The organism is Clostridium sp. MD294, assembly GCF_000364165.2.
Lineage (GTDB): Bacteria > Bacillota > Clostridia > Lachnospirales > Anaerotignaceae > Coprocola.
In genome coordinates, this window is the sequence record NZ_CP097810.1 from 214,669 (window position 1) to 240,090 (window position 25,422).

Genomic DNA, 25,422 nt, shown 5'->3' on the forward strand with positions numbered 1-25,422 from the left:
TATAAACAGTATTATTGATATAAAAAAAGCAATGGAGTGGGGAAAAATATTCCCCACTTTTATTGCTAACAATTTTTTTATTCTTCTTCATACAAATCATAAAAGGCATTTGACACTTTTTCAAATTCTTCATCTTCTTCAATGACATCTAATTCAATTTCTTCTCCATTTTCTCTATATTCATACAAATATACTTCTTCTCCATCTAATGGTAAAAGTGCAATATATTCTTTTTGTTCTATTCCTTCTACCTCAAAAACACCTAATATACCACACTCTACTTCAGTATCGTCATCTAATGTTAGTGTCATTGTTTCTAGTTCTAATTCCTCGTCGTGTTCATGTCCACAGCTGCATTTTTTTTCATTCATAATGATTACCTCCTTTATTTTTTTTGATATATTGTTTTTTGGTGTTTTTTAAATTTTTAGTATACGATATTTGTTTTTTTACATTAGTGCTATCTATTAAATTTCCAAATGACATTTCTTTTTGTTCAAATGAAATATTCCATGTTTTTTGATATTTTTTTATCCATTTTACTTCATAAGGTGTTACAATAGAAATCACTTTTCCTTTTTGGCCTTTTCTGCCCGTTCTGCCAGCTCTGTGTAAATAGTAAGAAGGTTCTTCTGGTATATCTATATTGATAATATGTGTAACACCTTCTATATCTAGCCCTCTCGCTCCAATGTCAGAAGATACTAATATATCAATATTTCCTTGTCTAAATTTTTCTATAGCATATTGTCTTTCTGTTTTATAGGCTTTTCCATAAATACCATCTGCTTTTAATCCATGATAACAAAGTTTATCCACTGTTACAGCAATATTTTCTGCATTATTCAAAAATACAATAGCCTTTTGAGGTTTTTCTGCTGAGAGTATTTTTCTCAACATAACAAATTTTTGTCTTCTTTCTGCCACAATATAATTATGTGATATTTCTTTTGGTACACTGGTATTTTGCATAGTAATATTTATAGCATCTGGTTTCATTATTTCATTTGCTTTTTGTATTGTTTGTTGTGTAATCGTTGCTGATAATATAATTAACTGTCTTTGTTTCAGTGTTGTTTTGATTACAGCTTTTACACTATCTCTATTCAAATCATCTAAAAGCCTGTCACCTTCATCTAATACAATGGTTTTTACAGTATGTGCTGTAATTTTTTTATGTTGTATAAAATACAATATACGTCCTGCTGAGCCTACTACAATATGTGGTTTTTGTTTTAATTTTTCTATTTGTCTTGTCATACTAGCACTGCCTATTATCAAAGCACTTTTTACAGGTATTTCTGATGCTTCACAAATCAATTCTATTTGTTTTTGCACTTGAGATGCTAATTCATGTGTTGGTGTAATTACTATAATTTGTGTTTTTCTCAATTCTAAATCTATATTTTGAATTAAAGGAAGTAAATACGCAAATGTTTTTCCCGAACCTGTTTCAGAACGTGCTATTACATCAGTACCTTTTAATATAGGGGGGATTGTCTGTTGTTGTATTTGTGTAGGTATAGTAATACCTATACTGTTAAGCCCCTTTTGCAATGCTGGAGAAATACCCAGTTGCACAAAATTTTTTTCATTCATATTTTTTTTCCCTTTCTTTGTGTATTTTCAAATTATAGCCTTTTTCTGTTAAAAGTGCAATACTAAAAACATACAATATCATTAAAATCCATATTATTACACTATAATATAATTGCACTTATTTTTTTACAAAAAAAATCTGTCGGAAAAACCGACAGACTTTTTCATTTTTTATTGTGCAATTTCAATTACTTTTGTTCTAATTCTTGGAATACCGTGTCCTATAGTCACTTTTATAACAACAGTACCTGTATTTTTTGCAACAAGCACATTTTTCTCAATTACAGAATTTGTTCCATCGTCTTTTACAATAGACCATACTGCATTTTGATAATTTGTACCTGTACCATCGGCATTTTTAGCATACAACAATATTTCATTATTTGTCATAAGTTCGCCTTTTGTGCTTATCACAATACTCTTATCTTCTGGTATTGCTGGTACAGCTGGAGTTGTTTGAGTACCTGCTGGCTGTGTTGGAACTGTTGGAGTATCCTCTGGCTGCACTGTAACAACTGGTATTTCTTCTTTTTGTTCTGGTACTACTGGAGTTTCCTCTTTTTGTACTGGCACTTCTGGAGTTTCCTCTTTTTGTACTGGTACTTCTGGAGTTTCCTCTTTTTGTACTGGCACTTCTGGAGTTTCCTCTTTTTGTACTGGTACTTCTGGAGTTTCCTCTTTTTGTACTGGCACTTCTGGAGTTTCCTCTTTTTGTACTGGTACTTCTGGAGTTTCTTCTTTTTGTACTGGTACTTCTGGAGTTTCTTCTTTCTGTGCTGGCACTTCTGGAGTTTCCTCTTTTTGTACTGGTACTTCTGGAGTTTCTTCTTTTTGTACTGGTACTTCTGGAGTTTCTTCTTTCTGTGCTGGCACTTCTGGAGTTTCCTCTTTTTGTACTGGTACTTCTGGAGTTTCTTCTTTCTGTTCTGGTACTACTGGAACTTCTTCTTTTTGTACTGGTACTTCTGTAACTGGTTCTGATTTTGGTTCTACAAATGTAATTTCAAAATCCTTTGTATAAACATCGCCATCAGCTTTACCGCCCACAACAACCGCTGTCATAACAACGCTGCCTGTTCTATCCATACATACAGTAGTATCATCTGGCATATCAGCATAACCTCTGCCTACAATCCAGCTAATATTGAAATTATTTTTGCCTGTTGACTGTAATTGTGCTTGGCTTAAATCGAAATTTTTACCTACTTCACACTCTTGTGTAGGCAATGTAATATCAATCACATATGGCTTTTCGCTAACCGGTTGTACTTTTGGTGCTGCTGTCATTTTGTTAGGAGCTGCCTGCCTAGCACTGAATGTAGATGGTGCTGCGTCATTTTGTACTTTAACAGCATATTCTTTTTTTGTATTAGCATCACCTGCAACACTTATTTTTAATGTAGCATTTCCTACTGCTACTGCTTCTAAAGTATACTCTCCTGGAGCAGTAGGATTTTCATTACTAACTGTAAATACAGCATCATCACTGCTTTCTACTGTCAAACTTTTGTTTTCAAATTTTGGCTGCAAAAATGCTTTTACAGTAATTGGAGTACTATCAGTAGATGATAAACTAATTGTATCAGTTACTCCTACTATTGCATTATCTTTTACTAAAACGATATTATCAGCTGTTAGTGTTTCTGGTTTTGCAATAGGAATACGGAATTTTGCCACAAATGGTTGATTATATCCTACTCCATGTGCTACTTCCCCTACAACTACTACATTCTCTGGGATAGTAACTTGTGTTTCATTAGTCATATCTACAGTAACGGTTAATTTATTATTATTTATGCTGTAATTCATTCCTTCAACTTTTAATGCTTCATCATCTACTTTCCATGTAATGTCTCGTGCTAATCCTCCTGATTCAACTGTTGCTCCACTTAAATCATATGGTGTACCTAATGTAATACTACATGCTGGACCAACATCTACTGTATTACCACTTGTACCTACTGTTACATAATTGAATTCTACATGGGATACTGCTGGAATTGCTGTCAAGGTTTTTTCTGAAGACATTGATATCCCAAGAGGTTTTTTGTCATAAAGCAATGTTGCATTTATTGTCACTTCTCCTGGACCTGATTGCCTTACTGCCTGACTAGACACTATTTTACCAGTATCATCCTTAGCAAAAGGTGTAAGCATATAAGCTTCATCTGCTTCATCTTGTTTACCATTTACTAAGGTTACCATTCCATGTCCTACACCCCATTTTACACTATAATCCCCTATATCCTTTTCGTTTATACCAGTTAGATTTACTGATAGTGCTGTTGGAGTACCATCTGGATATATAATACTGTCTAAATCTGCTGTTATTTCACTCATTTGTGGTGCATCAACTTCAATCTCTTTTACAACTGATGTACCTACTGTTTTGCCATCTTTCTTTAATGTTGCTTTTATACTTAGCGTTCCTTTTTTTTCTACTTTTTCCGAGCTTTCTTGTAGATTTGTTGTAAATGATGCCGTTGTTGTATGCTGTGCCGACGCACCATTACCAAACTGTGTAGTTATAGAATGTGCACCTGTAGGGCTTTCAGGTAAATCAGGTAAATTAGGTAAATCAAACCATCCCGGCGTTCCATCTTTACTACTTATCTCCCAATATACACTATAATCATCTGTATTCTCTACAGTCTCAGAAATACTTACAGACGCTACTCCTGCATTCTGAGCACCAGCAACTAATTTTTCTGGGTCTACTGTTATGGCACTTAAAGTTACACCATCTGCTGGTGGAATGTTTGTAATTGTAATTTCCTTTGTTTTTTTAACTTCTGGTGTTACTGCTACTCCATCTTTCTTTAATGTTGCTGTTACAATTACTTTTCCTTCTGATACTGCTGTTAATGTTATTTCTGTATTTTTTTCACTATCAAAAGTTGTATTTTTTGTAGTTGGAAGTGTCGCATTTGCATTATTTACACTCCAATCTACACTATATCCTGTTGTATCACTTACATTAGTGATACCTACTGATAATTTTGATGTTTTATCTTGATCATTTAGATTTATAGTTTCTGGAGTTGCTGTTATATTATCTAAACCTGCTGCTGTTGTTGCTGGTGGATTTGTTGAGCCTTCAGTTGCTGCAATTTTAATTTTTTGTGATGCTGTAAATATAACAGGGTTACCATTAATTACTCGTGCTTGTATTGTTAATTCTTGCTCAGAATTTGTTTGTGCACTTTCTCCAATAGTTATTGTAGCTGTTTTTATTTTTGGATCTGTATTTGTAGTTGTACTTGGTAGTATTGTTGCTACAGTATTCGCTATAGTTCCACCAAATGACCACTCTATACTTTCCCCTTCTTGTAACTCTCTATTCAACGTTGCTGTTGCAGTAAATACATTTCTATTTTGTGCTGCATTAACATTTGCACCATTATTTCCTGTTATTGTAATTCTACTTATTGTTGTTTTAGTAGTATCTATTGTCCCTTCTGCTTGCACTTTTATGACAATAGAAGCAGGTGTTGTATTTCCTACTTTTGCTGTAATTGTAATGTCTTTTGCACCGCTATTATCTGTTTTTAATACTTTTGCTGTTGCTTTTGTACTATCTGTATTATCTGGTGTTACAGTAACATAGCTTGTATCTGATGACTCCCATATTACTTTATCTGTTCCTAATGTACCACCTTTAATATCTGCAAATAATTCTATTGTATCATTTGCTTTATAGCTTGTTCTATTATCACTCTTTGTAATTTTGTTTACTGTTACTGGTGTAGATGGTTCTGGTGGTGTCACTGTACCACTACCATAAGAGAATGTTACTGTAAAGCTCTTTGTATATGCTGTACCAATGGCTTTACCATTATCTATTGTTGCAAGCAAGCGTACTTGACCATCTTTTGTTGCAGTTAACACTCTATCATCAGAAATACTTGCTCCTGCTGTATTTAATCCACTATCTATACTCCATTTTACAGTTTGATAAGAAGCATTTGTTGGTTGTACGCTAGGAGATAATGTCAAGCTATAAGAGGATTGTATACTTGGAATACCTAATATATCTGTTACTGCAACAAATGTTGATGTTTGGTCATCATTTACAATACCGCTGTCTGTTGTAACAGTTTTACTTGTTCTAATTGTTTTTACAGTACCATTTCCTCTTATTGTCAAATCAGAATTAGAGTCTATCAAATTGATATAACTGCCAGTTTCCATGCGAAGCGTAATATCTCTATTAGAATTGATGTCTACTTTATCAATTTTACTTCTGCCTGTTATTCTAACATCACAATCTCCAACTAATTTTAATGTATTTACTTTTGCATCAATAATCAAATCTTCACTTAATTTTCTATCTACTATGATATTATCTAATTTAATATCACTTTCGGCTCTAATAATGGTGTCGCCTCTTACTTTGATGTCGCCATCTACATCAGTACCATCTTCAAATTCTAATGCAACAGGCTCATCTCCATATCTGCTATCATCTGTATCTTTATAGCTTATAATGTCGCCTTGTATATCACAGTTGCGGAATATAACAGAGTTTTCGCCGCCACCATAAATATAAACATCACCACGTACTCTAACATCATCTAATATAACCTCGCCATCTTCTACATCTCTTGTAATTGTCAAGCGATTATATACAATGGCATCTCTTAATGTAACACCGTCTGCTTCAATAGATACATTATGGTATCTTTCTCCATCTGCATCATATTTTCTATCTTCACGGTCTAATGTTAAATCGTCATAGTCAGAGCCATTATTTGAAGAAGAACTTCCACTTTCTCCACTGGTATAAGATGGTTTTTCTCCATCTCCTCTTGTAGTTACTCTATCTGGTTTTACACTAGAACGAATACCACTTACATATGTTGTCATATCATTGATGTCGCCTTTACCATAAATGCGTATTCTTCCTCGTATTGTCATATCATCTACTTCTGCACCACTTGTAAATGTGACTTCACCATCTTTTGCATTTGATGTTACTTCCAATGTAGCAACATCTGCATTTTTGTACAATTTTAAATTTGCATCTGTATCCAATTCTAAATATTTTACTGTAGCATCAACAGTTGCTTCTGATAAACTACTGTCTTGTACATACACATTTTCATATCCAGAACCTTCTATTTTTCCCCTTTGCAAATATTCTAAATTTCTAATTTTTGTATTATTACTTGCATTAAGTGTGACACCGCTCTTATCCATTTCTACTTTATTAAAATCACAAGACTGTGCTTTTATAGTACTACCGCCTTGTATTTTTACAGTGCCTTTTACTGTTACACCATTCAATGTAACATCTTTACTACCCAATGAACTAGATATTATCAAATTACCATCTATTGTTCTATTTCTCAATGAACTATCTTCTAATGTATAATCAGAAGCAGAGCTTGAAGAACTAGAAGAATTTGAATTCGAATTTGAAGAACCAGAATTTATATTTGTATTTGTGTTTGTGTTTGTATTATAATCTGGTTTTGTAGAAGATGATGAGCCATTAGAAGACTGCGTTGGTGCAAATATAGCATTTTCTAATGCTGTAACAGCTTCTGCTCTTGTCATAGATGTTTGTGGTCTAAATGCACCATTTGGAAAACCTTGCATAATTTTGACATTAGAAACCGCTCCTACATATGGCTTTGCCCAGTTTGCAATAGAATTATAATCTGTATAACTCAATGCACTATTGGCATTTTGTTGCAATTTTTTAATTTGTGCCATCATAACAGCAGCTTCTTGTCTTGTTACGGCTGCACCTGGACGAAATGTACCTGCTGCATCTCCTTTAATATATCCTGCAGAAACACCTTTTTGTATTTCGCTATATGCCCAATGTGATGTATCTAAATCTTTAAAAGAAATACTTGTAGGTACATTGTAGCTAAATGCTTTATTTGCTAATGTAACAAACTCTGCACGACTTATAGCATTATTAGGTCTAAAAGTGCCATCTGGATATCCGCTGATATGTCCACTTGCTGTCCATTTATTTATGGTGCTTTCTGCCCAATGACCATTAGTATCTGTTGCAGCAAGTGCTGTTACAGTAGGTACCGATGATATTGTCATTGTGCTAGCAAAAAGTATCATGGCCATAAATGATGATAAATAACTTTTCTTTGTCCTTTTCATAATAAAATAACCCCCTTTTCTATACTAAATTTTAACACAAGAGTTTTATAAAACCCTTTTAAATATACAGTATGATACTGCATTAAAAATTACCATTTTTTTCTGTCATTTTTGATACAATATTTTATGAAATGGACATGATACCTTTTACTATTTATATGATAAGAATACAACGATTGGTCAAAATTTACAACTCATTTTATGTATTTGAAAGAAAAATGTAACAAACAAAAAACCAAATGTAAAACATTCTCTACTTTTTTAGTATTTATTACCATTTATAAATAATTTTGCATATAAAAACGGGGCATTTCGCCCCGTTTCATCATTGTTATTGTTTTCCAGCCATTTTCTTTTCTTGTGCTTCAATCATTTTTTTAACCATATATCCGCCTACATATCCATTTTGTGCAGATGTTAAATCACCATTATATCCTTTTTTTAATGGTACACCAATTTCACTCGCTACTTCATATTTAAACTGTTCTAATGCCGCCCTTGCTTCTGGTACTGCTTTTCTGTTTCTACTTGTCGCCATAATTGTTACCTCCCTATAATTACAAATATAAATTTTTATATTGCAATCAAAACAACACAAATCCTTTTTTAATATGATTTTTAAGTGTTATTTTCATTGCACTGTTAGTATGGCTCAGTCAAAAAATTTCATACAAACACTTTTTTCCACTTTATTAGACAGCATTTTATATTCAAAAACATTATTGTATCAAAAAAAGATACATCTACCAAAATATTAGAAAAATAAATATATTACTTTTTTTTGAAAATATGTTCATTTTCTTTTTTTACACTTTATTAATATTTTTAACACATACCAATAATTGTATTTTTATACTACTTTTTAATGAGATATTATTTAAAATTCACTCCTTTTTAGTATATATCACAATATTAATATACAAATATTTTTATTAAAAAAACATATCCTTTTTTTTACAATTCTTTTTTTCATAATATATTCACTAAACTATTGTTTATTCAAAATACTGTTATCGTGCATGAAACACAATAAAATGTGCATAAAAAACGCCTTGATTTTTTGTTTGATTTGTTTTAGTATCTTTATCATACTACAAAAACAAATTTTAAAAAAGGAGGTAGTATAAAATAAAATCATATCGTATCATATTAAGGGAGGAATATTTATGACAGAATTCGCAGAAACATTAAATGGTTATGTAAGTATTGTCAATGGTTGGGTATGGGGTCCAGTAATGTTGATATTATTATTTGGAACACATCTTTTTTTAACAATTAGAACAAGAGTAATACAATTACATATTTTTAAAGCAATTAAACTTTCTGTTACAAAAGACAGTGCTGCAGAAGGTGATATTAGTCAATTTGGTGCTCTTACTACAGCACTTGCTGCAACAATTGGCACAGGTAATATTGTAGGTGTTGCAACAGCAGTTGCTGCTGGAGGGCCTGGTGCAGTATTATGGTGTTGGTTAACAGGTGTTGTTGGTATTGCTACAAAATACGGTGAAGCATTACTTGCTGTAAAATATAGAGTAAAAACAAATGACGGTTCTATGTTAGGTGGCCCCATGTATGCTTTAGAATTGGGCGTTGGTGAACACTATGGAAAACTATTTGGTAGAGTACTTGGTATTGTATTTGCTCTTTTAGCAGGTATCGCTGCTTTTGGTATTGGCAACATGACACAAGGTAATTCTATTTCCGTTATGGTACAAGATACTTTTGGTGTATCTCCTATTGTTACAGGACTTATTTTAATGATATTAACAGGAGTTGTTGTGATAGGTGGCGTAAAATCTATTGCAAAAGTTTGTGAAAAATTAGTACCTTTAATGGCATTTTTCTATATTATTGGTTGTATTGTTATTATTTTTATCAATCATTCTTATATTGTACCTGCATTAAAAGAAATTTTTTCAAGTGCTTTTTCAGCACGTGCTATGGGAGGCGGTTTTGTTGGTGCAACAGTAATTACAGCCGCTCGTTATGGTATTGCAAGAGGTTTATTTTCAAATGAGTCTGGTTTAGGTTCTGCTCCTATTGCTGCTGCTGCAGCTCAGACTAGAAACCCTGTTCGTCAGGCATTAGTTGGTATGACAGGTACATTTTGGGATACGGTTATTGTTTGTGCTTTAACAGGTATTGTACTTGTTTCAAGCATTATAAAAGACCCTGCTAGTTTAGAAGGTCTTTCTGGTGGCAATTTAACATCTGCCGCATTTAATGCTATTCCAGGTGTTGGACCTGTTGTATTAACGATAGGATTAATTACATTTGCTTGGTCTACTATACTTGGCTGGTCTTATTATGGTGAAAGAGCTTGGGAATATTTAGCAGGTAAAAAAGCTGTATTTCCTTTTAGAGTAGTTTGGGTAATTGTTGTATTTATAGGCTGTGTTACAGCACTTGACCTTGTTTGGAATATTGCTGATACATTAAATGCTTGTATGGCATTTCCTAATTTAGTGTCATTGCTTCTTTTGAGTGGCGTTATTGTAAATGAAACCAAAAAATATCTATGGGAAAATAATTTAGATGCTACTTCCACAGATATTATATTACAGATAGATAAAAACTAACTTTGCTAACCCATTTCATTATTTATTTTATACCCCCTCTAAACAATATTATGCTGTTTAGAGGGGATTTTTTATATTTTGTATTTTCTTTTTTTAGTCTTCTACAATAGGAGGAATTTGTGATAACAAATTATCTACATCTTCAAATATAGCACTTTTTGTTGTACCTAAATTGCTTGCTATTTTAATATGCTCTTGTACATCTTGATAACGTTCATTTATTTTATCAAAAAAACTACATACTGTTGTCAATGCTGTCTGTGACTCTTCTATTACCATTGAAATATCTGATTGTACAGAAGTAGCTCCTTCTGCGGCCTGTGTAATTTTATCAAATGTTTCATATGTTTTTTGTACTTTTCCTGTTCCTTCCATCAATGTCTGTTGAGATATTTTAATATTTTCATTTAATTCTTTTGTACCATTTTCTACTGCTTTTACACTAGCATCTACATCTGTTGCCAGTGTTTTAATTCCATCTGCTAGTTTTCTGACTTCTGTTGCTACCACAGCAAAGCCTTTTCCTTGTTCTCCTGCTCTAGCTGCTTCAATAGAAGCATTGATAGCTAATATATTTGTTTGGTCTGCTATAGACTCTATTTTTTCCATACATTGTTCTATTTTTTCCATATCCTGCTGCAAACGAGTGAATATAGCGTCCATTTCTCCAAAATTTGTTTCTAGACTCATAGATATATTTTTTAAAACTTCAACTTCTCCTTCTGCCTCCACTACAGAATTTGAAATATCCCCTTTTACTGATATAAAACCATCAGACGCTTGACTGATACGATAAAAATTTTGTTCAAAATTTTGCAGTTTTGTTTGAAATTGCCCTGCTTCCTCTAAAACTTCATCAAAAGAACGACTTACCATATTCAGCTCAAAGAGAGAAGAAACTTCTTTTTGTACTAAATCCTTTTGATAATTTTGTAAACTTTTTATAATATGAAGTATTGGATATGATTTTTTTCCTATTTGTTGTTTTTGTTCTATATCACTATTTTTTATTTTTTGTTTTCTTTTCAAAAACATATTTTCACCCCTCTATTCAAATACAACACACGACATAGACTGATTTACAAATTGATTGTTATAATGTTCTCCATATCCTATAAAACCAGCATGACTACCTAATATAGACATATCATTCAAATATTGTTTCATATAATTGCTTTGACTAAATAATTTATATCGAAACAAACAATTAACAGAAAATACAGCAGATGGTTTTTTAAAGTCATTTTGTATGGTTTGTATAGTTTCTTTTACAATCGCTTTATAATCCCCTAATTCTAATAGTACAAGTACATCAGAGTCATTTACTTGCCTAAAACATGCCAATGCTTCCCCTTGTACATCTTTAATAGACACAATACAAGTTTCATCTCCATTTATTTTACCAAAAGGATTTTTAAATGTTTGTGTCAATATTTGTTGCTCTGTAACATGAAGTATATCTTGGTATACCTTTTTGGCTGGACGCCCATTTAATGCTCCTAGTATATACTTTGATTTATCTGTTTTAGAAGCAATAAATCTATAATTTTTCATTTTTCTATAAATATTTTCTTTATATGCTTTCACCCTTCCATTTTGATTTTTAATCAAAGCATATGCTACACTGTCTTCGTAAACTTTACCATCTACAGATACTTTTCCAGCGTCACCTGTTCCCCCTACAAGAGAGATGCCCAAAGGTTTTAAAACAGTACACATTGTAGTTAATACACAAGCATCATTTCCAGAACAAAAATCAATACAAATAGTATCTTTTTTATCCGCATTGACTTCTTTTATATCCCTTTGCAATCTTTCAATATATCTTACAGGCATTATAGATACTTTTTCAAGTACATTTGTTGCAACCTTTATGCCATCATAAAATGCAATAATACCAACACCTGTTTCTTCTACAGCTCTACTGTAACTCATACCAATACAACCAATACTTGGTACTCGGGGATACATATGTTCCAATTCTTTTACGTGAGCATCAAACTGCTTCTGATTGGACAATAACATAATAAATGATGGTTCATGCAATCCTTTTGCCGCTTCTTTTAAATCTCCTCGGTGGCTGTTTCCAAAAAATTGCTTCATTTTGGTGCTCCTCTCTTTTGTGCTATTTATTTACTATATTTCTATTATTATACTTCAATACCACATATCACTTCAACTAAAATTTTTTGAAACAAAAAAAGGAATTTTTCATTCCTTTTTTTGGTAAATTTCTATTTATTTTTACAAAATAATATGTAATTTTAGTTTTTATATTTTATTTATTACATTTGTTTGTCCCTGATAGGTAGCACTACCAAAGCCTAATATCATGTAAAATATTCCAGGCAAAAATGCTATTCCTAATCCAAACAATACACCTCTACCAAATGCTTGTGCCATTTTTATACCAAGTATAATATTCAAAATAAAATTTACAACTGGTACAAAACTAACTAAAAATAGCCAGCCAACACCAAAACCTATTTTACATAGTTTATACAAATTCATAAATGGCACAATGGATGCCCAACCAGGTTCTCCTGCTTTTTCAAATGTTTTCCATATACCTGCTATTGTAAATACAAAATATGCAATTATGACACCTGTAAGTGCCATATCAAAAATAATAAAACCAACGTCACTGCTTGTCATAACAAAATTCCTCCCCTTAATTTTAGCACACATTGTCTACCTTAGTATATATTTGTCTATTGCATATGTCAAGTACTTTGCTTATAATATTAGTAATTCATTTTTATGTACTTAATTCATCAAAATCTTTCTCTTTTTCTGCTTTATTTCTTTGTATTACACAATTAGATTTTCCAAATCCTAATATCATATAAAAAATAAAAGGAAAATAGGATAATATTGCTCCAAATACTTCATTTTTTCCAAACGCCTCCGCAAGTTTTGCACCAAATACAACTCTTACAATAATATTCGCAAGCGGTATCATACCAAGTAGAAAAAACCAGCCACTTCCAAAAGCAATTTGATACAATTTATAACAATTATATAATGGTATCAAAGCAATAAAACCAGGTTTCCCTGCCTTTTCAAATGTTTTCCACATACCCAATAGTAAAAACAATATCATTACTGTAACAACGCTGATATTCTCAAAACGAGAAATAATGAATGCAATATCTGGATTTACTATATCCAACAAGAAACTTGCAGCATCTGCATCTATATTTTTAAAAACAGTAGATAGCATATCAACATCAAACATAGTAAAATATCTCCCCTTTCTAAATTACTATTACATAAATTATATCTCTATCTACTTTATATGTCAATTATTTTAATTATAATACTAGTGACAGATTTTTATACACTAATCGTCAAAAATCTGTTACTTTTTTACTTTATTAATCATTTATTGCTTCAATTCCCTGTTTTTTTAGTTCCTCTAAATTTTTATACATTTGTTCAAGCATATCTTTACTATGTCCCTGCCAATGCAAAATTTCATCTACTACACATAAAGGATATTTACTGCGATAAGATTTTGTAGGATTTCCCTTAAATTTTTTATCAGTCAAATTAGGGTCATCTTCAAAATCACCTGTAGGCTCTATTATATAAATTCTGCCTAATGTATCCCCTTGTGCCAGTTCTGCTCCCCAAATTGCTGCGTCCATAGTAGCAGAAAAATATACAAAATTTGCTTTTTTTCTACTTCCATAATTAGAGTGATAACCTGCTTTAATCAAATCTCCTTTTTTTAAGTCAGCTTTTGTACCATGATAAAAAATTTTTTTGTTATTACATACTGATGTTTTATTCATATTTACCCCTCCTTTTTTAATAGTGCTATTTTACAGTTTTAATATAATCAATACAAGTCTTGTATATTTTTAAAATTTATATTATACTATTAACAGAAGCAATAAATTATTTTTATAAACAAAAAAGTAGAATGTTTTATATTCATTCTACTTTTTTAAATAAAAATTGATTTTATTCTTCTTCCAATTTCAATACACTCATAAATGCCTGCTGAGGTACTTCCACATTTCCTATTTGCCTCATTCTCTTTTTACCTTCTTTTTGTTTTTCAAGCAGTTTTCTCTTTCTACTTATGTCACCACCATAGCATTTTGCTAAAACGTCTTTTCTCATAGCACTAACAGTTTCTCTTGCTACAATTTTACTACCTATACCTGCTTGTATTGGTATTTCAAAAAGTTGTCTAGGAATTTCTTTTTTAAGTTTTTCACATATTTTTCTACCTCTTTCTACAGAAGTAGATTTATGAACAATAAAAGAAAGTGCATCTACAACTTCTCTATTTACCAATATATCTAATTTTACAAGTTCGCTTTGTTTATATCCTATCAAATTATAATCAAATGAAGCATAGCCCCTACTTCTAGATTTCAGCACATCAAAAAAGTCATATATAATTTCATTTAAAGGCATTTCATACAGTAACATTGCTCTAGTTTCATCTAAATATTCTGTACTAATATATTCTCCTCGTCTTTGCTGACACAATTTCATAATTGCACCTATATATTCTTTAGGAAGCATAATTTCTGCTTTTACAATAGGTTCTTCCATATGTTCTATTTTAGCAGGGTCTGGCATATTACTTGGATTTGATATTTCTATTTCTGTACCATCTGTTAAAAATAATTTATAAATAACACTTGGTGCTGTTGTTACCAAATCTAAATTATATTCTCTTTCCAATCTCTCCTGCACAATTTCTAAATGAAGTAATCCTAAAAATCCACATCTAAAACCAAATCCCAATGCTACCGATGTTTCAGGTTCAAAAAATAATGCAGCATCATTAAGTTGCAATTTTTCAAGTGCTTCTCTCAAATCAGGATATTTTGCACCATCTGCTGGAAACAATCCACAATACACCATAGGGTTTACTTTTTTATATCCTGGTAATGCTTCTGCTGTAGGGTTGTCCGCTTCTGTGACAGTATCTCCTACACGAGTATCTGCTACATTTTTAATACTTGCTGTAAAATAGCCTACCATACCCGCTTCTAATACATCTGTTGGTATAAATCTTCCTGCTCCAAACACACCTACTTCTATTACATCAAATTCTTTTTCTGTTGCCATCATTTTTACTTTTGTACCTTTTTTTATAGCACCATCAAACACTCTCATAATAACAATAACACCTTTATATTGGTCATACACAGAGTCAAACACCAACGCTTTTAAAGGGGCATCTCTATCACCAGAAGGTGCTGGTATATCTGTTACAATTTTTTCTAACACTTGCTCTACATTTAAACCATTTTTTGCAGAAATCATAGGAGCATCTTGTGCAAATATTCCTATAATATCCTCAATTTCCTGTTTTGCTAATTCTGGATTAGCACTAGGCAAATCAATTTTATTAATTATAGGTAATATCTCTAAATCATTATCTAAAGCTAAATACACATTTGCTAATGTTTGTGCTTCAATGCCTTGTGCGGCATCTACAATCAACAATGCACCCTCACAAGCTGCTAAACTTCTTGAAACTTCATAATTGAAGTCAACATGACCTGGTGTATCAATTAAATTAAATACATATTCCTCTCCATCACTTGCTTTATATACTAAACGCACTGCTTGTGCTTTTATTGTAATACCTCTTTCTCTTTCTAAATCCATATTATCAAGCACTTGCTCCTGCATTTCTCTTTCTGTTAACAATCCTGTTTTTTGTATTAGTCTATCTGCTAATGTAGATTTACCATGGTCTATATGGGCAACAATGCAAAAATTTCTAATATTTTTTTGTGCTGTAGAAGACATAAATCTTCTCCTTTCTATTTACTTTAATTTACAATATGATATGATTATACCACAGCAACATAAACAAAGTAAATATTTGCATAAAACATTGTATTGATGCTAATAAGGCAAACTTTCTTTTACAAAAAAATTTGTTTTTGTTTCTACTACTGCATCTGTATTTTGTACTTGTTTTTGTTCACTATAATGATGTAATACTATAATACCTTTTATCAATATCAATGTCAGAAACAGTCCAATTATAACATATTTTAATTTCATTTTACTGAAATGTATTTCTTTTTTATGCTTTTTAGGTATTGTTTTCATAGTATAATATGAAAAACTATTTTTGTTTTTATGTTTAGTAGAGTAATTTGGTTTTTTTAAAATATTTTTTTGATTTTTGATATTTCTTTTTGGAATATTCTTTTTTATTTTTGTTTTATTGTTTTTTTGTAATAAATTAAATTTAGGCAGTTTAATTTTAATGACTTTATATATTCCCATAACAATTCCCCCTTTATAGCAGTATATGCAGTAATAAAGTTTAAAAACACCATATAAAAACGGCTGATGAGGGGTTCATCAGCCGCAAGAGAGGGGGGTAATAATTATGTTGACAGTGCTCTAAGTGTGAGGAGGAGAGCCTGTCATATTGTCAAACTTTTCGAAATATATAGTCATTCGGCTTTAAGAAAAGCCGATACAAAGCAATTTTTAATTATTTCACCAAAAAACATTTTTTTATTTTTTTGTATTTTTTCTTTTTTCATTTGTACAATATTCATATCTACAATTTCGCCAGTACAAATTTCTAATATCTCTAATTTCTTTTTTGTCATTTTTATATGCCTTCTTTACATATCATTTCATTAAGGGGGGCGTATCTCCCTTGGGGCTGGGAGATACGGTTGTTTCAGAAGCTAGAGAGGGGTGCTTGTTTGTTTTCTCTTAACTTCTGAAATCAGTATAATGGAAAAATATGTCCATTTTATGAATAAATACTTAATAAATTCTTAACCGTTATTAAAAAAAGTCTAATTTTATAGTGCATAATTTATAACATAGCAAAAGACTCTATTTCAACAGAAATAGAGTCTTTTTTATAAAAAGGAATATTATTATTTATTATCAATTATTTTAATTTCATCATCGGAGAATGCGTCCATATTATCATCCCAAAGATATTTTTTTGTTTCAGAAACAATAACACCGCTCAATCCTAACAATGCAATACAGTTTGGCCATGCCATCAAACCATTTAATATATCGGCAATCAGCCATACCAAGTCAAGAGCTGTTACACAACCTACAAATACTATACCTGTCCAAACTATTCTAAAAGGCATAAGTGCTTTTTTACCTAAAAGATATTCCCAACATTTTTCACCATAGTATGACCAGCCAAGTATTGTTGACCATGCAAATGTTATCAAACCAACTGTTAATACAATAGGTCCAATACCTCCAATAGCAGCAAATGCGTGTGTTGTTAAATCTCCGCCTGTAAATAAGCTACCTGTTGCAGGGTTAATTGCTGCTTCAGGTTCTTTAATAATTGTAGAAACAAGTACAAGACCTGTCATAGCACAAACAACTATAGTATCCCAAAATACACCAGACATAGAAACCAATGCTTGACGAACAGGATTTCTTGTTTGAGCTGCTGCGTCTGCGATAGGAGCAGAACCTAAACCAGACTCATTTGTAAACAAACCACGAGATACACCAGCACGAAGTGCTACTGAAATACCGCCGCCCATGAGACCGCCAGCAATAGCTTGTTTTGTAAATGCACTACTTACAATTAATGCAACTGCTTTGCCCATATAAGGACCATTAATAATACAGATAATAATACAGCCAAGAATATAAAGTCCAGCCATCAAAGGAACTAATTTTTCACAAACTTTTGCAATAGATTGTACACCACCAAGTATAACGCAGCCAGTACCTATTGTTAAAACAGCACCTGTAATAACTGGAGATACTCCAAAGTTACTTTGTACCATTGTAGAAATGGAGTTACCTTGTGTCATATTACCAATACCAAAACAAGCAATACCTGCAAATACTGCAAATGCTACACCAAGCCATTTTTGTTTTAAACCATTTTCCAGAGCATACATAGGACCACCCAACATCATACCGTCAGCTGTTTTTACTCTGTATTTTACTGCCAAAAGACCTTCGCCATATTTTGTTGCCATACCAAATAAACCTGTTAACCAACACCAAAATACTGCACCAGGACCACCTGCCGCAATCGCTGTTGCTACACCAACGATATTACCAGTACCAATTGTTGCTGCAAGTGCTGTTGCAAGTGCTGCAAAAGAACTAACGTCACCACTTGCTTCTGCATCAGGTGTAACCGACAATTTAATTGCTTTAAATGTACTTATCTGTATAAATCTTGTACGGAATGTTAAAAATAAGTGTGTTCCTACCAAAAGTACCAACATAGGAAGACCCCAGAGTACGTCATAAATACTTTGTAGTATTGCCATAAGTATTTCCCCCTTTTCATTATAATTGCATTATTCAAATTAGTTTTATTTTGAAAACATTTCATACAGTACTTTGATTATAATAGAAATAAATCAATTATAGCGAAATCAGCAAACACACAGTATTCGTAAATACTATAGTGCAAATTTACTATCATTTTTATGTAATTTTTTATAACTCCTTTCATCTGTTCGTATGTTATCTGTATCAAATGTCCAAAATATTATAACTAATTATTATTTTAATTGTCTTTTTTGATTTTGCAAGCATAATTTTTTGTTCATTTTATAGTTTATAACATACAAAATGAACAATAATAAAATTATTTTGCATTTTTTATTATTGATTTTTTCTATTTTGACGTCATTACTTCAAAAATAATGTTAATTTTGAAGTAATATCGTATTTTTGAAAATGTTTTATACTCCTTGATTTTTAAGCAATTTCATTTTACTATGTTATCATGTCATACAAGCAGTAATAAAATTTATTTTATTTACAATATTTTATTTTATTTTTCTATTTGACTGAACTTTTTTATTGTTAGTGAAATAAATAGATAAATTTTTTTTATTTTCTTAACGTTTTCTTAACGCTTTCTTAACGGAAAATAAACACATTACTAAAAATTTGTATACTTATCAAACACATCATTATACATTTTGAATATCGTGTTGCTCAAAATAATTCATAATACCCACATATATCGCCCATGCCACTTTTTGTTGATATTCTTCTGTATTTAATTTTTTCTCTTCGTCTGCATTAGATAAAAATCCACATTCTACAAGTGCTGAAGGTAATTCTGTTTTTTTGAGTATGTAATAATTTGTATTTTCTTTTATTTCTCTAGTGTTTTCATTATCTACATATTTTTTAAGAGATTTTTGTATTTCTTCTGCTAACTTTTTTCCCTCCTCTGATTGTTTATGGTAAAATACTTGTGCTCCTTTTGCACTTCCCTTTGGAAAAGCATTCTGATGTATGCTCACAAATATATCTCCCTCACTTTCATTTGCAATACGTTTTCTTTCTTTCATATCTTCCCCCTTTTTTTGTCCTAATGCTTCATCGCTATCTCTTGTCATATATACAACTGCTCCTCCTTGTTCTAAATACTGTTTTAATTTTTGGGCAATTTGTAAATTGATATTCTTTTCATTATCCCCTTGTGTGCCTGTTTTACCAGGGTCCCAACCTCCATGACCTGCATCTAATATTACAACTTTAGCATTAACAGGTAACATTGTTTCTACTACATTTTGTTTTTGTATTGTAAAATATAGTCCTGACACAATTATCATAAGCAATACAAATATACTTAAATTTTCCATTTTTAGAGAAAATACCTTCATAAAAACGACACTCCTTTAGTTTTTTATATCAGTATATGACTTTTTTATATAGCTAATACCTCATAGTATAAGTATTACAATATAAAAAACTGATTATAATGTATTCGTTTTTCTCTTTACAATATACATAGAAACGTATAAACTAATATGGTAATGTTATTTAGAAAGGAAGAAATTTAAATGGAAATTAGAACAAGATTTGCTCCAAGTCCTACAGGTTATATGCACATAGGCAATTTAAGAACAGCACTATATGAGTATTTAATTGCAAAATCTCAAAATGGAAAATTTATATTACGCATAGAAGATACTGACCAAGAGCGTTTGGTAGATGGTGCAACAGATGTTATTTACAACACGTTAAAAATGACAGGACTAAAACATGACGAAGGCCCAGATATAGGAGGAGAATATGGCCCTTATATACAAAGCGAACGTATGGGACTATATATGGATTATGCTAAAGAATTGATAAAAAAAGGACAAGCTTATTACTGTTTTTGTTCTAAAGAGCGTCTTTCCTCTTTAAAATCAAGTAATGAAAAAGGCGATGCTTTTGCTAAATATGACCGTCACTGTTTAGGACTTTCTGCTGAACAAATACAACAAAATTTAGATGCAGGTATTCCTTTTGTAATTAGGCAAAAAATGCCTACAGAAGGTACAACAACATTTCATGATGTAGTATATGGTGATATTACTGTTGAAAATGAAGAACTTGACGACCAAATACTTATGAAAGCAGACGGCTATCCTACTTACAATTTTGCCAATGTTGTTGACGACCATCTAATGAAAATTACTCATGTAGTAAGAGGAAGCGAATATCTTTCTTCTACACCAAAATATAACCTTCTTTATGAAGCTTTTGGTTGGGAAGCACCTGTTTATGTGCATCTGCCTGCTGTAATGAGAGATGCTCATAACAAACTTTCAAAGCGTCATGGCGACAAATCTTTTGAAGATTTAGTAAAAGAAGGTTATTTAGTAGAAGCTATTGTCAATTATATTGCTCTTTTAGGCTGGAGTCCTTCTGACAATACAGAAATATTTTCACTTTCAGAATTGGAAAAAGCTTTTACTATAGAAGGACTAAGCAAATCTCCTTCTATATTTGATATAAAAAAATTGACATGGCTTAATGGAGAATATATCAAAAATATGAAACCTGATGACTTCTATATTTTAGCCGAAAATCGTTTAAAAGAAGTTATCAAAAATACTGCATTAGATTTGAAAAAAATCGCTTTACTACTTCAAAAACGTTTAGAAACATTAAATGATATCCCACGATTGGTTGATTTTTTTGACAATTTACCAGAATATAGTACAGAATTATATATTCACAAAAAAATGAAAACAACAAAAGAAATTGCTCTTTCTAGTTTAAAAGAAGCATTACCTGTACTCGAAAATTTATCTGATTGGACAGAAAATGCTATACATGATACTCTTATGGATTTAGTACAAAAATTGGGTATCAAAAATGGTCAACTTTTATGGCCTGTCAGAACAGCACTTTCTGGAGAACCTACTTCACCAGGCGGTGCTATGGAATTAGCAGATATATTAGGAAAACAAGAAAGTCTAAATAGAATACAAATCGGTATTTCAAAACTAGAAAACGAAAATTAATTTTAAAGCTCTCAACAACTAAAATTATAGTAAATTGTTGAGAGCTTTTTTTATAATATAATTCTCATATTTTATTTTTTATAGAATATATTAAAATAATATTATTAAAATGGTGATATTATGTCAGAAAAAGTTGCAATTTACTGCCGCATTTCAAACGAATACAATAAAAAAAATCAAAGTGAAAGTATACAAAATCAAATATTACTTTTGACACAATATGCTCATCAAAATAATTGGTCTATATTTGATATTTATTATGATGAAAATTACTCTGGATTAGATGATAATCGTCCTGCATTTAAACGTATGCTGCAATATGCTCAAAAAGGATTATTTTCTATTATACTTTGTAAAACACAATCTAGATTTACAAGAAGTATGACAACTGCTGAAAAATATCTACATTACATATTTCCTATTTGGGGTATTCGTTTTATTACTATAGTAGACAAAGCAGATACTTATGACAATCAAAACAAAAAAACACGTCAAATCAATGCCCTTGTAAATGAATGGTATTGTGAAGAATTATCTCAAAATATCAAAAAAGTATTTCGTCAAAAACAAATGCAAGGACAATATTTAGGTAATTATGCTCCTTATGGCTATCAAAAATCTCCTTTAGACAAACATAAACTCATTATAGATAGCACTACTGCCCCTATTGTACATTTTATATTTGAACAGTATGCTTTTGAAAAAAAATCCTATTCTTCTATTGCTAAATTTCTTACAAATCAAAAAATACCTACTCCCTCACAATATAATGCTATGCAAAACAAAGATATAGGTAGAAAGGGTATCAAAAGTGAAGGTGTATGGTCTGCTTCTACTATAAGAAATATACTACATAACGCTGTATATATTGGTGATATGGTGCAAAATAAAGAAAATAAAATCAGTTATAAATCAAATAAAGTTGTTTCTGTACCCCCCAAAAATTGGATTGTTGTACATAATACACATACTGCTATTGTTTCAAAACAACTTTTTGCACTTTGCCAAAATAAAAATACTATTTAAAACTGATATAATACTTTATGCTTTTCATTGCAATGTCATTTTTTTTATGCTATGCTTTTTAGCATATAGTAACAAATTAATGATATTGGAGGTCTTTTTTATGCTGCAAAATGTTATATCTAATGTAAGAGAACAAACTCCTCTTATACATTGTATTACAAATTATGTAACAGTAAATGATGTTGCAAATGTCTTGCTTGCCTGTGGTGCTTCTCCCATTATGGCGGACGACGAAAAAGAAGCTGAAGAAATGACATCTATTTGTAAAGGCACTGTCATAAACATAGGCACATTAAATGCCAGAACAGTAAACTCCATGATATTAGCAGGAAAAAAAGCAAATGAATTAGGTCATATTGTTATACTTGACCCTGTTGGAGCAGGAGCTACAAAGCTACGTACTCAAACAACAATGCGTTTATTACAAGAAGTAAAATTTAGTGTAATTAGAGGGAATATTTCAGAAATCAAAACAGTATATCAGGGAAGTGGCACAACAAAAGGTGTTGATGCAGACATAAGCGACACTGTAACAGAACAAAATATTGACGAGGTAATTACATTTGCTCAAAAATTAAGTCAAAAAACAGGTGCTATCATTGCTATTACAGGAGCGATTGATATTGTAACAGATGATAAAACAGCATATATTATACGAAATGGTCACCCTATTCTATCTAAAATTACTGGTACAGGCTGTATGTTAACTGCAATAATTGCTGCTTATTGTACTGCAAACACCAAAAATATATTGCAATCAACTGTTGCTGCAATTTGTGCTATGGGGTATTGCGGTGAAATTGCTTTTGCAAAAGTACAAAAAGAAATTTCTGGCACTTCTAGTTTTCGTATGCACTTAATAGATGCACTAAGTACATTAGATGATGTTGCATTGATAGGAGGTAGTAAAATTGAATATAGAACGTAAAAAAATGCTTGTTTATGCTGTAACAGACCGCAGTTGGCTAAATGGTCAAACATTAGAACAACAAGCTGAAAAAGCAATAAAAGGTGGTGTAACATTTTTACAGTTAAGAGAAAAAAATTTGTGTTATGATGACTTTTTAAAACAAGCAGTAGCATTAAAAAAAATAACAGATAAATATAACATTCCTTTTATAATAAATGATAATGTAGACATTGCCATTGCTGTAGATGCTGATGGTGTTCATGTAGGTCAAAAAGATATGGAGGCAGGAAAAGTTCGTCAAAAATTAGGACAAAATAAAATCATAGGCGTTTCTGTACAGACAGTTGAACAAGCTATATTAGCACAAAAACAAGGGGCAGATTATTTAGGAGTAGGAGCAGTTTTTTCTACCTCTACAAAATTAGATGCAAGCGAAGTTTCATTTGAAACATTACAACAAATTTGTAATGCGGTTTGTATACCTGTTGTAGCAATAGGTGGTATCAACACCAAAAATATATTACAATTAAAAGGTAGTGGTATAGATGGTGTTGCTGTAGTTTCTGCAATATTTGCTCAAAAAGATATTACGCAAGCCACAAAAGAAATTGTAACGCTTTGTAAACAACTTTAATAAAACATTAAAAAGAACTTGAGGTCTTTTATAATTTATCTCAAGGTCTTTTTATTTTTTATATTACTTTCCACTGATATAATACTGCTTTTGCATAAGCAGTTTCATTTGTTTTATAAATATAATCAAAAAATGCTGTACTAACACTTACACGATATATATCGTCTTTCATTACATTTTCTGAAGTCATAAAAAATGTTTTGACTGCTTTTTCATTTTGATATAATGTAACAGCATAGCGATAAATAGGCTCATCTGCTTGTATATTTTGCTTTTCAATTTGATATATTGTAGTATTACACAATATGTCATATATTTTTTCTAGTTCCTTTTGCTCTGTAATAGTTGTAGTATAATTTGTTTTTTCATTTTTAATACTTACTTTTGTAAGAGGTTGTTGTTGTATATTTAAAAATTTTTCAAATGACATATCTTCAAATATTGTTTTAATATTTCCATAAACTTCAGGAATTCCTCTCAATTTTTCCCATCTTTCATTATGATTTTTAGGCTGTTGTATCGTCAATATTTTTAGCGTATTATCCCATGCTGTAGTATAACCTAATAATTTTGAAAACTGTTCTACTGATATATACACTACATCATCTTTTTGTTGTCCAAAAAGAAATTTCTTTTGTCCATTTATTATTACTGTTTGAGAGGTAATATTATATACTGCATTAGTATCTAAAACAGTATTTAATGTTTTAAATTCTGCCATAACACCATTGTTTTGTTCATAATATGGCTGATTTTTTGTAAATATAATAGCATTATCTTTCCAAAGTATATTATTTTGATAAAAGTCTTCTTCTGTAAAAGTTTTTTTATAATTTTGTTTTGTTAGTATCATGTATTTTGCAAAATAATAAAAGTCATTTGGCATTTGTTGTGGAAATAATACCCATTTATTTGTATATATTTTGTCTTGTGTAATTTCTAATTGTTTTACAACATTATTTTTTTGATAAAAATTCATGCTATAATCGCTTGTACCTATACTATTGTCCCTTTGATAAGCATCATATGTCATAATTTTACCAAATTTCATTTTTTTTAATATTTCATATGTCTTATTTAGTTCCTCCTGTTTTACTATATTTACAATATTTCCTGTCGCCTTTTCTATAATTTCTATTCTTGCTACAGTATCACCATTTCCTAAATCAAAAAACTGTTCCCTATCCATTACTGCCCCAAACACTGCTGTAGTATATAGTATACAAAGCAATAAAGCAAGCAATGTTTTTACTATTTTCATGCCCCTTTTCCTCC

The 25,422-nt window shown here is 31.1% G+C and carries 20 protein-coding genes; 5 read left to right on the top strand and 15 right to left on the bottom strand.

Annotated features, from left to right (window positions below):
* Window positions 1-77 precede the first annotated feature (77 nt).
* The 4 genes from C820_RS01065 to C820_RS01080 form a co-directional block, all read right to left on the bottom strand.
* On the bottom strand, window positions 78-371 hold the full coding sequence (locus tag C820_RS01065; protein ID WP_004036123.1) for a DUF1292 domain-containing protein: 294 nt from the start codon (window positions 369-371) through the stop codon (window positions 78-80).
* Entirely contained in the window at window positions 364-1,599 is a 1,236-nt protein-coding gene (locus tag C820_RS01070; RefSeq protein WP_004036121.1) for a DEAD/DEAH box helicase, read from the bottom strand. The genes C820_RS01065 and C820_RS01070 overlap by 8 nt, the downstream gene beginning before the upstream one ends.
* 171 nt (window positions 1,600-1,770) lie before the next feature.
* The gene (locus tag C820_RS01075) at window positions 1,771-7,728 is read right to left on the bottom strand and encodes an S-layer homology domain-containing protein (protein ID WP_162213061.1); all 5,958 of its coding nucleotides are present in this window, start codon (window positions 7,726-7,728) and stop codon (window positions 1,771-1,773) included.
* Window positions 7,729-8,059: 331 nt separating this feature from the next.
* A complete protein-coding gene (locus C820_RS01080; RefSeq protein WP_004036111.1) occupies window positions 8,060-8,266 on the bottom strand; it encodes an alpha/beta-type small acid-soluble spore protein in 207 nt (68 codons plus the stop codon).
* A 628-nt stretch (window positions 8,267-8,894) separates the two neighbouring features.
* Here C820_RS01080 and C820_RS01085 point away from each other — a divergent pair.
* Window positions 8,895-10,310 carry an alanine/glycine:cation symporter family protein gene (locus tag C820_RS01085; RefSeq protein WP_004036110.1) on the top strand — a complete coding sequence of 472 codons (1,416 nt, stop codon included), beginning with the start codon at window positions 8,895-8,897 and terminating at the stop codon, window positions 10,308-10,310.
* A gap of 93 nt (window positions 10,311-10,403) precedes the next feature.
* On the opposite strand, the gene C820_RS01090 is transcribed toward C820_RS01085, so the two are convergent.
* The 10 genes from C820_RS01090 to cwlD form a co-directional block, all read right to left on the bottom strand.
* Window positions 10,404-11,345 carry a methyl-accepting chemotaxis protein gene (locus C820_RS01090; protein WP_004036099.1) on the bottom strand — a complete coding sequence of 314 codons (942 nt, stop codon included), beginning with the start codon at window positions 11,343-11,345 and terminating at the stop codon, window positions 10,404-10,406.
* Window positions 11,346-11,357: 12 nt separating this feature from the next.
* Window positions 11,358-12,413 (bottom strand): FIST N-terminal domain-containing protein, encoded by a 1,056-nt coding sequence (locus tag C820_RS01095; RefSeq protein WP_004036098.1) that lies wholly within the window; start codon window positions 12,411-12,413, stop codon window positions 11,358-11,360.
* Between the two features lie 168 nt (window positions 12,414-12,581).
* The gene (locus C820_RS01100; protein ID WP_004036096.1) at window positions 12,582-12,965 is read right to left on the bottom strand and encodes a DUF5684 domain-containing protein; all 384 of its coding nucleotides are present in this window, start codon (window positions 12,963-12,965) and stop codon (window positions 12,582-12,584) included.
* Between the two features lie 103 nt (window positions 12,966-13,068).
* A complete protein-coding gene (locus C820_RS01105; RefSeq protein WP_004036093.1) occupies window positions 13,069-13,548 on the bottom strand; it encodes a DUF5684 domain-containing protein in 480 nt (159 codons plus the stop codon).
* Between the two features lie 139 nt (window positions 13,549-13,687).
* A complete protein-coding gene (gene arr, locus C820_RS01110) occupies window positions 13,688-14,107 on the bottom strand; it encodes an NAD(+)--rifampin ADP-ribosyltransferase (RefSeq protein ID WP_004036091.1) in 420 nt (139 codons plus the stop codon).
* Window positions 14,108-14,279: 172 nt separating this feature from the next.
* Window positions 14,280-16,094 (bottom strand): translation elongation factor 4, encoded by a 1,815-nt coding sequence (lepA, locus tag C820_RS01115; RefSeq protein ID WP_004036089.1) that lies wholly within the window; start codon window positions 16,092-16,094, stop codon window positions 14,280-14,282.
* A gap of 99 nt (window positions 16,095-16,193) precedes the next feature.
* Window positions 16,194-16,583, bottom strand: coding sequence for a hypothetical protein (locus C820_RS01120; protein WP_004036087.1), 390 nt, complete (start codon window positions 16,581-16,583; stop codon window positions 16,194-16,196).
* A 173-nt stretch (window positions 16,584-16,756) separates the two neighbouring features.
* On the bottom strand, window positions 16,757-16,918 hold the full coding sequence (locus C820_RS01125) for a hypothetical protein (RefSeq protein ID WP_004036085.1): 162 nt from the start codon (window positions 16,916-16,918) through the stop codon (window positions 16,757-16,759).
* Window positions 16,919-17,197: 279 nt separating this feature from the next.
* The gene (locus tag C820_RS01130) at window positions 17,198-18,586 is read right to left on the bottom strand and encodes an alanine/glycine:cation symporter family protein (RefSeq protein WP_004036083.1); all 1,389 of its coding nucleotides are present in this window, start codon (window positions 18,584-18,586) and stop codon (window positions 17,198-17,200) included.
* Between the two features lie 654 nt (window positions 18,587-19,240).
* Complete coding sequence (gene cwlD, locus C820_RS01135) at window positions 19,241-19,942, bottom strand: N-acetylmuramoyl-L-alanine amidase CwlD (RefSeq protein ID WP_004036082.1); 702 nt, start codon at window positions 19,940-19,942, stop codon at window positions 19,241-19,243.
* Window positions 19,943-20,122: 180 nt separating this feature from the next.
* Here cwlD and gltX point away from each other — a divergent pair, with 180 nt between their 5' ends.
* The 4 genes from gltX to thiE all read left to right on the top strand — a co-directional run bounded on the left by gltX (window position 20,123) and on the right by thiE (window position 24,147).
* Window positions 20,123-21,577: a glutamate--tRNA ligase gene (gene gltX / locus C820_RS01140; protein ID WP_004036080.1), complete on the top strand. Its 1,455-nt coding sequence runs from the start codon at window positions 20,123-20,125 to the stop codon at window positions 21,575-21,577.
* Window positions 21,578-21,697: 120 nt separating this feature from the next.
* The gene (locus tag C820_RS01145; protein WP_004036078.1) at window positions 21,698-22,603 is read left to right on the top strand and encodes a recombinase family protein; all 906 of its coding nucleotides are present in this window, start codon (window positions 21,698-21,700) and stop codon (window positions 22,601-22,603) included.
* Window positions 22,604-22,703: 100 nt separating this feature from the next.
* Window positions 22,704-23,531 (top strand): hydroxyethylthiazole kinase, encoded by an 828-nt coding sequence (thiM, locus tag C820_RS01150; RefSeq protein ID WP_004036077.1) that lies wholly within the window; start codon window positions 22,704-22,706, stop codon window positions 23,529-23,531.
* Entirely contained in the window at window positions 23,515-24,147 is a 633-nt protein-coding gene (gene thiE / locus C820_RS01155; RefSeq protein ID WP_004036076.1) for a thiamine phosphate synthase, read from the top strand. Before thiM ends, thiE begins: the two co-directional genes overlap by 17 nt.
* Window positions 24,148-24,205: 58 nt before the next feature.
* On the opposite strand, the gene C820_RS01160 is transcribed toward thiE, so the two are convergent.
* Entirely contained in the window at window positions 24,206-25,408 is a 1,203-nt protein-coding gene (locus C820_RS01160; RefSeq protein ID WP_004036075.1) for a hypothetical protein, read from the bottom strand.
* Window positions 25,409-25,422 lie beyond the last annotated feature (14 nt).